7 protein-coding genes are annotated in these 12,671 nt (G+C 48.7%); all 7 read right to left on the reverse strand.

The window, feature by feature from the left end:
* Positions 1 to 147: 147 nt before the first annotated feature.
* Entirely contained in the window at positions 148 to 1,059 is a 912-nt protein-coding gene (locus tag PCH02S_RS34780) for an AraC family transcriptional regulator (RefSeq protein WP_127458684.1), read from the reverse strand.
* 135 nt (positions 1,060 to 1,194) lie between these two features.
* A complete protein-coding gene (locus PCH02S_RS34785; RefSeq protein ID WP_127458685.1) occupies positions 1,195 to 1,905 on the reverse strand; it encodes a metallophosphoesterase family protein in 711 nt (236 codons plus the stop codon).
* Positions 1,906 to 2,299: 394 nt separating this feature from the next.
* A complete protein-coding gene (locus PCH02S_RS34790; RefSeq protein ID WP_127458686.1) occupies positions 2,300 to 7,459 on the reverse strand; it encodes a bacterial Ig-like domain-containing protein in 5,160 nt (1,719 codons plus the stop codon).
* A 114-nt stretch (positions 7,460 to 7,573) separates the two neighbouring features.
* On the reverse strand, positions 7,574 to 8,677 hold the full coding sequence (locus PCH02S_RS34795) for a glycoside hydrolase family 88/105 protein (RefSeq protein WP_127458687.1): 1,104 nt from the start codon (positions 8,675 to 8,677) through the stop codon (positions 7,574 to 7,576).
* 76 nt (positions 8,678 to 8,753) lie between these two features.
* Positions 8,754 to 9,629, reverse strand: a complete 876-nt coding sequence (locus PCH02S_RS34800) for a carbohydrate ABC transporter permease (protein WP_127458688.1) — start codon at positions 9,627 to 9,629, stop codon at positions 8,754 to 8,756.
* Positions 9,630 to 9,659: 30 nt separating this feature from the next.
* Positions 9,660 to 10,610 carry an ABC transporter permease gene (locus tag PCH02S_RS34805; RefSeq protein WP_127458689.1) on the reverse strand — a complete coding sequence of 317 codons (951 nt, stop codon included), beginning with the start codon at positions 10,608 to 10,610 and terminating at the stop codon, positions 9,660 to 9,662.
* Positions 10,611 to 10,718: 108 nt separating this feature from the next.
* Positions 10,719 to 12,254 carry an extracellular solute-binding protein gene (locus PCH02S_RS34810; RefSeq protein WP_127458690.1) on the reverse strand — a complete coding sequence of 512 codons (1,536 nt, stop codon included), beginning with the start codon at positions 12,252 to 12,254 and terminating at the stop codon, positions 10,719 to 10,721.
* Between the last annotated feature and the right edge of the window lie 417 nt (positions 12,255 to 12,671).

Raw genomic sequence — 12,671 nt, forward strand, 5'->3', positions numbered from 1 at the left:
AAAAAGAGACCCACAGCAACGGGCTGCGGGTCTTAAGTATATATATTAAAAGGGGGTCGAATTTCATTATAGGTCCCGAACCTTAATCCCAGATGAAAAGAAGATTGCATTTCGATTACAAAAGATGGTTATTTTGTTTACAAGCTGTTATTTATCTTTTACCGGAATGTAGATGTCAATCTGAATCTGATCATGTTTGTCGGCATGGCAGCGCTCATCATACCACTCAAACTCCACGCCTCCCGCATGCTCCAAGCCCGAATGAGGGAACCACTCCTCGAAAATAGACTTCCACGTGCTCTGAATCGAGGCGACGAATTGATCCGGGGTCACTTTGGGCGTCGTAAAAACAGCATACCTGGCCTCAGGAAACTCACGGCATACCAAATCAGCAGGCACACCCTCGAAGCTTGTAGCCTCCATCCCGATCAGATACGTTAATTCCCCAGTCTCCATATTAAAATCCGTGCAAAGGCCAAGCTCCACCGGTGAATCCGTGTGAACGCGATTGCCTATGCGGCTTCCCTTATTCTCCTGCAGATACGTGGTCCAAAAAGCAGGAATGTCCCGGTGATTTTGCCCATCCCTGCAAGTCGTCCTCAGTTCGTACCCAATTAGCTTAAAAGCCGGTTTCGTTCTCAATTGATAGTCCATGCGTATGCCTCCTAAATAGGGATTGGGATTTAATTTCCTTTGCAGCACATTCGCTTTGGCATATAACGGTATCACAATACCTTGTTTCCGATAGGCGAGCGGTGTTCGCTCAAACACCTTTTTAAAAGCTCGAGTGAAGTTTTCATGGGATTGAAACCCATGGTCGAGGGCAATATCGATCAGCCTTTGATCCGTATGCGCGATTCGGTAGGCGGCTCTCGCCAATCTTCTTTTCCGAACATACTCCATCACCGCTTCTCCAACCATGCTCTGAAAAACCCTATGAAAATGGAATTCAGAGAAACAGGCTACACGAGCAAGCCCCTCCACGGATAAAGGCTCCGCAAGGTGGTCCTCAATATAATCCAGTGTCGCCTGGATTTGTGTATCATACTCGGTGCCCATCGTCTATTGCCCCCTCCTGCTGCTATCCACAGTGTACGTGATTGAACGTTTTGCTTCTTGATCTTTCTTGCTAAAAGGGAATCCGGGGACGACTCCTATCATTCCGTGCGGCGATCTTGAGATGCTGAGCAGCGACTATTTCCAGCTGCCTCTTGAGGCTACGGAATACGTCGTGTACTCGTTTTTCCCCCTGATTTCCAAACAATTGAGTTGAAAGCCGTACGGGCAGGCGCCGTCAATACCGATTTTGTCGCGGTCAAACCACACATCCGCTTTGCCATGAATATCTTTGGCTGGGGTGTGGCCGAAAATAACCGTCTTTTTCACAACAGTCGGCTGCTGAACAAATGGCGCACGAATCCACATAAAGTCCCGTTCCGGCTGCGTTTTCCAATCAACGAATGCGGGATTTAGCCCTGCGTGCACATAAATATGATCCTCATCCTCGTAATAAAGCGGAAGGTTGTTTAGAAAGGTTACGTGTTCCAAGCACTTGCCCAAAATCCGCTCTTTGGATTGCTTAATATCCAGATTGTCCTGACCGCAGAAGCTTCTGAACGTTTGGATACCGCCATGTTCGAAAAACTTCATCTCCGTCAAAGGATCTACTTCGCTCAACACTTCTACGAACCGCTGATCATGATTACCTTTGAGCGCAATAGCGCCCTCTTCACGCACTAAGCGCATGACGTATTCTACCGTTCCCCGACTGTCCGGACCGCGATCCACATAGTCTCCCAGCAGGACAAGTTGGTCTTCCTCAGCATTGAAATTGACTTTAACTAATAATTGCTTGAATTCCTCCAAACAACCATGGATATCGCTTACGACTAACGTTCTTTTCATCTACTGTACCCCCTGTTGTCAGGCTTCATTCCCCTACGAGTCTCTCTAGTATTCTATTTTATCATAGGGATTACCTGTTTAAGGAAGTGAAGATGTGAAAAAGAGGGTATGGCTCAACAACCGGGCCGTATGCCCCATTGGACGAATTCCAATGAAACTACCTTTTTGAGGCGTATTTTCCACTCCTCCTTGGATAAAATCCAATAGCACCCGGTGAAACCGGGTTATTTGGCACCGATTTCTTCCCTCCCATTGGAATTCATCCAATGGATTGGACAATTCCGCCCTCCAAATGGTCTTTCTATTGGATTTCATCCAATGAGAGAGGCAGCTGGTTCAAATTGCTGGCTTGAAGGAGCTTTTTAATGAAAAAGACGCCCTCGCGGGCGCCTTTTCAATTCATAAATTGCAGCTTCTGCAGCAATCTTTTCAGCATGACAGCAGCTTCCCCGCGGGTCGCAGACGCGCCAGGCGCAAACGTCGTATCCGTTACGCCGTTCACAATGCCTACGCGAACCGCCTCGGCGACAGCTGCTTTCGCCCATTCATGAATGGCGGAACTATCGCCAAACTTATCCAGCTGAGCTAAGTCCATCACCGCAGGCTGCTGCCCGGCAAACTTCATGGCACGTGTGATCATGACGGCCATCTGCTCCCTCGTGATTTGCTCACCAGGACCGAACGAGCCATCTTCAAAGCCCTCAATCAGTCCGGCTTTTACCGATGCACCAACCGCCCCAGCGAACCAACTGCTCGCAGGTACGTCCGAGAAAGTGCTGGCGCCAGCTTCATTTAATCCCAGTGCGCGGACGAGCAGCGCTGCAAATTCAGCGCGCGTAATGGACGCGTTTGGCGCAAAGGTGCCAGCTGCAACGCCTTTGACGATAAGTTTGGAAGCCAGCAGCTCCACATCCGCTTGGGCCCAATGGCCTGTCAGATCCCCAAAGGTCTGATCGGAAGAGACGATAGCGTACACACTGTTCCCCGTACGTTTCATCGTAACTTCAGTTTGACCGTTAACGATGTTAAAGATCGCCGGGACAAAGGTCAGCTCCCCTGTCGCCGGATTCAGCCATACGGCTGACACCCCATCAGCGTCAACCGCTGACGACAAGGTCAGCACTCGGGTGACATACGTGCCACCAAAATCAGACACAACCACCTTCTTGCCGTTGCCCTCAGCAACGATGCTGAACTCTACCGGTGCGGCTAGCGGCGTGACGCCATCTTCTTTCATTTTTACTGTTATTGGGTCAGCAGCAGCTCCAATCACCTGCTCAAGGGAAATGTGGATTTTCACATTCGCCGCATCTGTCCCTAAACTCGCAGCTAAAGCCTCTACATCCAGCGCTTTGAGAGGCAGGTTGTAAGTCATGCCGCCCGCTCTAATCGAGAGTTCCAAATTTGGCATGGCTGCCGCCCCAGCGCTTATCGAGCTAGCAGGCACTTCCACAGCAGCTACAGCTCCATCGCCTTTTACTTCAGCAATAATCGTATTCCCGTTCGCTTTCTTCAAAAGGTCGATCGCTTTATTTAATTGATCAGCGGTAATTGAGAATGTTGATACTTTTTTCCCGTCTATCGTAGCTATAGCAGGTACTCCTATTAGCTCCACACCACCCATCGCCTCTTTTACCGTGATGCCAGGAGATGCGCTGCCAGGAGATGAACCGCCCCCTGAATCCGACCGGGATGGATGACTCGGACTAACTAGCTTCAGGAAGCTGCCCCTGATGATATTGCCCTCCGCATCTCTTTGATACGGAAGTAAAGGAACCAGACTCGCAAAATTCGCATCCGTCAGCTGCGTGCCAGATTTGTTCATGCTTTTAGAGCCATCAAATAGATAGTTGGTGTCAGAACTCAAGGCTGCCGGATAATTATCTTTAGCCGTGTAATCCTTTTGATAGGAAGTAAAGCCATCGATCCGAAAATCGGTCTGAATACCCGTGTACGTCGTAAAGTTCAGATTGCCTTTGGTATTGTTAAAAGCAATATTCCCGCTTTCCGCCCGCACTCCCGGATTACTGTTGCTTGCAAAGCCATATGCGCCATTGCCAAAAGCAATGCTATTTCGGATCACATGCGGTACATGGATGCCTTCGCCACCGAGTTTGAAGCCGTTTTTATCCCCTGCACCTACCGTGCCGTTCGTTAATGTTCCATTGTGATACGCGATGCTATCCTCGATGACAACAGGACCAATCGCCCCTGTCCCGGATTTGGTGTATAAATCCCATCCATCATCGATATTGTTATGGGAAATATCTCCCCGGAAAACGTTGCCCACGCCCGAAGTCAACTTTGCAGCAAAACCGTCGGCATTGTTATTCGAAGGGTCCACATTATCAAAAGACTCACAATTCAGAATGAGATTGTAGGACGGCCAAAGCGTTTTGTCCGAATCGGTTTCATCGGTACGGCTAATTTGCAAACCGGTGTCGCCATTATCATAAAATCGGCTAAGCTCCACAATGTTATGGTTTCCGCCGACCGTAAAGCCCTTGGTATTGCCCGCCGACCTCGTGAAGTCAATGCCTTTCACATGCCAGTAATTCCCGCTAAGCACGACACCTTCGGTCTTTTTGTCAAAATCGATCACCGGCTTCGCGCCAGGCGCCGCGACCAAATACTTCATGGCATTAACCGTACCATCGTTGCCTTTTTTGATCTCCACCTTGGCGCTGCGTACATATCTGCCGTCCTGCAGGATGATGGTCTGGCCTGCTTTCACGTAATCAATGGCCGTATCCAAATCGAGAGGGTTGTTGATTGTACCGTCCCCACCTGCTGTTCCAGTCGGCGATACGTAGATGTCACCGTTATCCACATAGGTTTTCATATCGACAGTGAAGTTTTTGACGATTTTACCGTAGTTCGTCAAATACTGTGTATCGTCGGGCACGAAAGACGCGCTAAAGTTGGTATACGTGTTAGCCGTAACCGTTGTATTAAGCACAAGCGGCTGTCCCGCTTGAATTTGGGCATTTTGCGCAAGAAGGCTTGATCCTTGCTTAATCGTCACCACACCGCTGACATTGGATTTCATCCCAAAAGAAAACGCGGTCGTTGAAGTTCTCGTCAGCCCGGTCAGGTTCATATCCGGATCGATGGCTGCCGGGGCAGGTTCCTTCTTGGGCGCATCCGTTTGTGCAGCGGTCACCTTCAGGTCTATGCCGCTCACTTCAATCGTCGCCAGACGAGCGGTGAAGAAGCCGACATACATCTTGTCGCCATCCTGCACCGTCATAATATCCGGCGCAAAAATCTCTTCGGCCTTATCGGAGTTTAATCGACCCGTGAAGCCGCTGTTCGTTTTCGTCAGCGTCAGCTTATAATTAGCCGCTGGATAGGTATTCGCGAGGGCTGGTTTCACCGCACTCAACATTTTGCTTTGGACACCTTGGCTGCCTGTACCATTCGGTGCCGTAACGCCGGTTCTGACAAACAACTGCGTACCGTTCTGTTTCGTTGTACCGCCGCTGTATCCGCCAACAGCAGCTATATTGGAAGCAAATACGGCGGAGTCACCGGCCGTCCCGATCGCGTCTCGGGCCATGATGCCGAACGATTCTTGACCGTCATGCGGATCTTTGGCATACGCAACGACTTTGATATCTGCAGATAATTCAAAGTTGTCTTTGACCGCATCCAGCTCCGTATAGTAAAAGCTGATCCCATCGTGGTCGCCCGTCACTTTACCGCCGCCTTCCAAGGCAACAAGTGTAGCTGATTTACCCGGCTCAGCGACCGTAACCGTATTGTTCGTGTTTGAGGTGGATTGTCCGAAGCGGATGACTTTCCACTCGTGCTCTCTAGGTTCCACGACGGATACTTGCAATACGGTTGGTAGAATTGCTGCATTTACAGGCGTAATCGTAATGGGATATACACCGGCTTTTGTGCTGTCAAAAGCTGAAGTATCCAGCGTGAACTGGGCATCCGCCAACGGCTCCTGATCCCCGCTGTCATAAACCGCCTTCACTTCTAAACCTGCCGGGTCAAAAGACTCGCCAATCGCATAGGTTGTTTTCGGATATCCGGTAACTTGGCTTCCTGTAATCGTTTGTTGTTTTACTAGGATAGGAAACTTAACTGTCTTATCAGGATCAGGCACATTTTTATAAGTAACCGTAATCTCCTTCGTACCCGCGGTCGACATATCCGGCGCTGAAAGCGTGTAGTCGCTTCGCAATAATCTAACGGTTGAAGCATCGCTGTACTTCGCCTCTACCACCAAGCCGGCTGGGTCGAAAGTTTTGCCAACGAAAAATTGGGTTTTCTGCGGCAGCTGTTTGATATCCAAGCCAGTTAGATGGGCGTTTTTCACAGTGACATCGAATGTCGCATAAGTGGTTGTAGTTACTGTGGACCTAACCGTAACGGTATGGGTTCCAGGTGTCTTGAGTGTATAGGTTGCATTCGATACGGTTGCAGCCGCTGGCGGAAGGGAAATTGCATATTGCGAATCGGCCATCTCGGACCAAACGTCGCCTCCGTTGAATTGCCCCAGCACTGTCAGGCCTTGCGGATCGAAGAACTCCTCCGGATAGTAGTCGGTTTTGGCCGGCTTGTACCGGATATCCATGGCCGTCACAACCAAGTCCTTCATGTTCAAAGGGATGGTGGCCGTTTGACCGTTGAAATGGATCGTAATGAGATTCGTTCCCACCACACTGTTATCAAACCCTGTCACAAGATAATCCCCTACTGAAAGTTCTTCTTCGTGATTATCTGCATACACGGCTGTTACTTTTAAGCCACCAAGGTCGAGGTTATCTTTAATGAAGTAGTCCTTTTTCATAGCAGTTGTATTCAATTTCAGCTGTTTGGGAGCTCTCTCATCCACTTTAATGTCAAAATTGCTGAACGTGATCTGTGCATCTCTGGCAACATATAACCCGGCGTATAGCTGATTATTGCCATCAAATAGATGATCTACTGTTAGGATTTGTGTAACTCCATTGACAGTTAACTCGAAAGCGTCACCGGATTTTTTGATTTTAAAGTTATATACCTCTTTAGGTGCAGGAGCCCTCACTCCGCTAAATAGTAATTTCTTGTTCGTATTAGCAGCATCAGAAGTAGTCCCGTTAACGCCTTGTTTATAAATAGCTTGCACCACATTCGGCGTATTGTCTTTATCCCCCATGCCTCCAACGGCTATATAGTTCGATGATTGTTTGGCATTGCCTTGCGCAAAACTTCCGCGCAGCATCAGCCCGAACGATTTCTGGTTGGGTGTGGATGGCGGACTTTTACTATTAAAATTAACGACAGTCGCTGTTGCACGAATTTCAAGGTTGGCATCTTTCTCTAATTTTTTAAAATAAAAAGATATCCCTTCTTCTGCGCTAGCCAGCTTGCCGTCTTTTGCTAGCATGGTAACGGAACCGTCTGCATTCATGGTTGGCACTGGTGTATTTATAGGACTAGTCCCTGCACCGAAGGCACTGAATTCCCATGGAATTGGTTCCGCAGCTAACGCCACCGGAAGCATCGAAAACATCAAAACAACAGACATGAAGACCGAAATCATACGCCGTTTATACAAGCCATATCTCCCCTTTTAACTGACAATTGAAATGTATGCGTTTTCATAATCGTGAGAAAGAAACAGACGAATAACAGGTGATGCTCTGCTCTTACGTCTGTTTCTCTTAGATGCTTATACCGTCTGCTTAACGAGAGATTCGACTTCTACACAAGCCATAACAAAAGCCCCTACGCCATGAAGATCATTTTCGCTAGTTGGGCGTGTTACGTAGTTTTCGTAATCGCCGGCTGACGTTCCGATGCAGATCAAAGGCAGGATGACCCGCTCCTGCTCATCGAATTTCAGTGTGCGAATCAAACCCTCATAGCCTTTCACTGCTGCAGCCGCACACTCCCCGCCGACAACCCCGTGCTTAACCGCCTTGGCAATCGTGTAGACGAACAGACTTGTACAAGAGGATTCCAACCAATTGTCCGGTTGATCGCCTTTGTCTACGACTTGATACCATAGTCCGCTCTCCGTATCCTGGTAGCGAATCAAGGCATGAACGAATTCACGCAAGGAGTCGACCAAAACCTCGCGCCCTGGCTCATCCGCAGGGAGCTCATCCAGGAACTGCGCGAGAGCAAGACCGTACCAGCCCAGCGAACGGCCCCAGAACTCGGGTGAACAGCCGGTTTCGGCGTTGGCCCAAGGCATTTTGCGGCTCTCGTCCCATGCATGGTAGAGCAGCCCTGTTGCGTCGTCTTTCATGTATTTGCGCATCAGTCCTTCTTGATGCAGCACGGTATCGCGCAGCGCGAGATCACCGTAAGCATTGGCGTATTTCAGCGAGAAGACACCCGCCATATACAAACCGTCGAGCCACATGTTGTAGGCATATTTGTCTTTGTGCCAATACCCGCCTTCGGACGTCAGGTTGATCGTGTTAAGCAGACTTCTCAGCTTATCGGCAGCAATCCGGTATTTTGCGCGTCCCGTCTTCTCTTCCAGACGGAACAACAAAAGCCCGGCCTGCACGGCATCAAGCTCATCGCGAGCAAAGTAGAGATTGCCGTTATCGTCAATCAGGCCATCTACATAAGCCTGAATGTAGGCGTCATAGCGATCGTCTTTTTCAGCAGCCCAAAGCATCTCCATCCCGCATAAAAACACACCTTGATGATAATGCCAACGCCCGGCAGGCGGCAGCTCCATCGGTGTATACCGGCTCATAATGGAATCACAGGCAGCTCGCGCCCATTCCATAGGTGATTTTGCATAAATATCCGTCATAGTAAGTTTCCCTCTCTATTCCTATATAAATTTATGGATTCGATGCTTAGGCATCTGCATGTTGAAATCCTTTCTTTTACCCTTTGATGGAACCGATCATCGCGCCTTTCGCAAAGTGCTTTTGCAGGAACGGATAGACAACAAGAATCGGTAATGTCGCTACAACGATAACCGCCATCTTGATCGACTGAGCCGGTGGCGGCGTCACGCTGTCAAGATCCACGCTGTGATCCATTCCGCTTGCGAGAACGACAATTTGTCTCAGAAGAACTTGAATCGGCCACATAGCGCTCTCATTCAGATAAAGAATTGCGCTCAGGTAGGTATTCCAGTATGTCACGGCATAAAAGAGGGAAATCGTAGCAATCGCCGGCATCGACAAAGGCAAAACAATGCGGAACAAAATGCCGAAGTCGCTGCAGCCATCGATTTTCGCCGACTCTTCCAGTCCTTCCGGAATGTTTTGGAAAAAGTTTTTCAAAATAATCAAGTTAAACGCTGAAACGGCCGACGGCAAAATTAAGGCCATGTACGAGTCGATCATCCCTAATTCTTTTACAACCAGGAATGTTGGCACTAATCCGCCGTGGAACAACATCGTGAACACAACCATGAACATGATCACTTTGCGGCCATCCACATCTCTGCGGGACAAGCCGTACGCCATGAGGGCTGTGATGAACATCGAAATGATCGTTCCAAGCAGCGTCGTCCAGATGGAAACGCCCATCGCTTTAAAAATCGTATTCGTCGAAAAAATAAACCGGTACGCCTCAATACTCCATTCCGTCGGAATAATAACGAACTTCTTCGCCGCCATCTCCGCGCTGGTCGTAAAGGATCCCGCCACAACATGCACAAAAGGAATCACTGTAATCAAACCAATAATCGTTAAGAGCAAATAGTTAATGATGCTAAACATTCGCCCGGCTAATGTTCTATCTTCTACCATGGTGCAGCCTCCTGCCTTTCTATGCCTTGCTTAGTACACGCCTTCTTCGCCCATTTTCTTCGCAATACGGTTGACAATCATCACCAGAACAAGCCCGATGAACGATTTGAACAATCCGATTGCTGCGCTGTAGCTGAATTGGCCTTGTTTTAAACCCGCTGTATATACATAAGTATCAATGATCTCCGCAACATTTCGGTTCATAGAGTTAAGCAGCAAGTACACATGTTCAAAACCGAGTTCGAGAACCGCACCAATTTTCAAAATTAACAAAACAATAATGACACTGCGTAGTGCCGGAAGCGTAATGTGCCACATTTGGCGCAAACGTCCTGCACCGTCCATACGTGCTGCCTCGTACAATCCAGGATCAATGGAGGCAATCGCCGCCAAATAAATGATCGTCCCCCAACCGGCTTCCCGCCAGATGACTTGAAGGATGTACATCGGTCTAAACCATTCCGGAGCCAACAGGAAATTGATTTTCTCAAAACCGAAATATTCAATAATTTCGTTAATAATCCCGCCGTCCATCGTCAACATAACGAAAGAGATCGAAACGATGATGACCCAAGACATAAAGTGCGGCAAATAGACGATCGTTTGGAACGTTTTCTTAAAAAATTCCCCTCTCACCTCATTGAGCATCAAGGCCATGATAATCGGAATCGGGAAATAAAACAGGATGTTCATCACAAATAAAATTAACGTATTGCTCAAAATATTCAAGAAATCAGGCTCTGTAAACAACCGCTGAAAATGCTCAAAACCTACCCACTCGCTCCCGCTAACGCCTTTGAACGGCTTATAGTTCTGGAACGAGATGATCAAACCATACATCGGGACATATTTAAACACGATAAAATATAAAATCCCCGGCAGCAGCATGACATAAATCCATTTGTTCCTCCATAGCCGCCTGCCTAACTCACTGCTCTGTTTCCTTTCCACCACACTTTGCACAGCATGTACGTCCTGCATAATTCTCTTCCTTTCCCGATGTTTCCTAAAAACGAGAAGGCTGCCCCTGATCATCAGCAGCCTCTCCGATTAGAATCCAGTATGATTTCCTTAATTCCTGTCCATAGCTTATTTTTTGTATAGGGCGTTGTACTCTTCGATGATTTTGTTGCCTCCGCGGTTTTTCCAATCCTCAATGGCTTTATCGAACCCAGCTTTATCAATGCTGCCGTAGATGTATTTGTTCGTTGCGTCTTTGATAACGTCTTGAAGCTGAACGCCTTTTTCCAAGTTTGTTTTGGAGTCAAGCGCTGCCACAGGGTCTTGCACGGCGAACTTCAGATTCGCAATTTTCAGCTCATCCGCTTTGCCTTGAGCAGGGATCGTTGGAATGCCGAGCAATCTTCCCGATGTATCTTCATCGCCGATTGCTGCGTCAGTGAACGGCTTCACTTCACGCGTCCATTTCTCTTCATCCAGCTTTTTCGCTTTGCCGTCGACTACACTGTAGTTGACATCTTTGATGCCCCAGTTTGCCAGGTTCGCTACTTCAGGCGTCATCATTTTGTCGAAGAAGGCGAGAACTTTTCTCAGCTCAGCTTCGTTTTTGATCGCAGATTTCGGGAAAAGCACGACGTTCGCATAACCCGGAAGCGCCCATGCAGCGAATTTGCCGTCAGGTCCAGCTACCATGCTGTGTACGTCTACAACGGCTGTCGGCACGTTTTTGACCAGATCCTTGTTCAGAGACGAAACGTCTGTCATAGCTCCGATGTACATCCCTGCCGTACCGTTCGTGAACAGCTTTTGTTGGTCGGTTTTACTGGTTGCTGCGAAGTCTTTATTCATCAGGCCTTCGTCGCGCAGCTTTTTGAAGTAATCCATCGACTTCACATATTCAGGGAACATGAACTCCGGCTGCAGCTTGCCGTCTTTCACGCCCCAGTTGTTTGGAACGCCCAACCAAGTTGCTGCTGTTTTGAAGGCACCGTAGATGAGATCGTTACGGTCTGTTAGACCGATGGTGTCCTTTTTGCCGTTGCCATCAGGGTCTTGCTCCGTGAAGGCTTTCGCCATCGCGTACAGCTCATCCATATTGGATGGCGGCTTCAAGCCCAGCTTATCGGCCCAGTCTTTGCGATAGATAAGACCTTGACGGGCGATATCTACGCCACGGTATAGCGTATACAGCTTGCCGTCTACTTTTGTATTGTCATTCGTTGTGGACTTCAGCTTGCTCAGGTTCGGGAAGTCTTTGAGCAGCGGTCCGATTTCCCAGAATTGGCCATCGCGGATGGCGGATTTCATTTGAATGAAAGTCGCTTGGTTTTTCAAGTACGTCACTTGCGGCAATGCGCCGGTCGCGAACGTTGTGTTTAGCTTCTCTTCATACGTATCGGCCGGGAAAAATTGATAGGTCAACTTCGTGTTTGTTAATTTTTCGAGCTCTTTAATGATTGTATCTGGTGGCGTTTGCGCTGTGTTCAGTGGCGCCATAATGGTGATTGAGGCTGGTGTTGTATCAGCCGTTGCTTTGGGTGCTGTAGTCCCGGCTGCTGCCGTCGTAGCTGCAGGAGTGGCCTTGCCTCCGTCTGAGCAAGCTGCAAGTGCGAAGCTGGATACGAGCAGAATGCCGAGCGGAATCGAGACGAAATTTCTCTTCATATTTGTTAGACCTCCGTGAATTGTTTGTTTGCTACAAGTTCCACGTTACAAGGTCTTATGTAGGTACCGAAATAATCATTTACTCATTTCGGCCTGGTTCTTCTAGGATGTGAGATGATGATTATTGGGGAGGGAGATGATTATCCAACTGCCTCTGCCTCTCCACGATCTGGGGGAGTAGGTATGGGACTGAGTTGAGGTAGGGAGAGAATGAGTTGGGGCTGGATACAACAGATCAAGGTGAATGTGGGGAGAGGCAGGCGGTCGGGGGTGTGAGAGTAGCTGGAGGCGATAATCTGATGGGGATGGATACTGTAGATTAAGGTGAATATATCGCTCGCGGGAGGTTGAGCGCGCTTACGCCGGCTTCCCGGCACGAGGCAGCCTTTTCGGATCGCTCAGCCAGACTCGGCGGGG

The sequence above is a fragment of the Paenibacillus chondroitinus NBRC 15376 genome, from assembly GCF_004000765.1.
Lineage (GTDB): Bacteria > Bacillota > Bacilli > Paenibacillales > NBRC-103111 > Paenibacillus_E > Paenibacillus_E chondroitinus.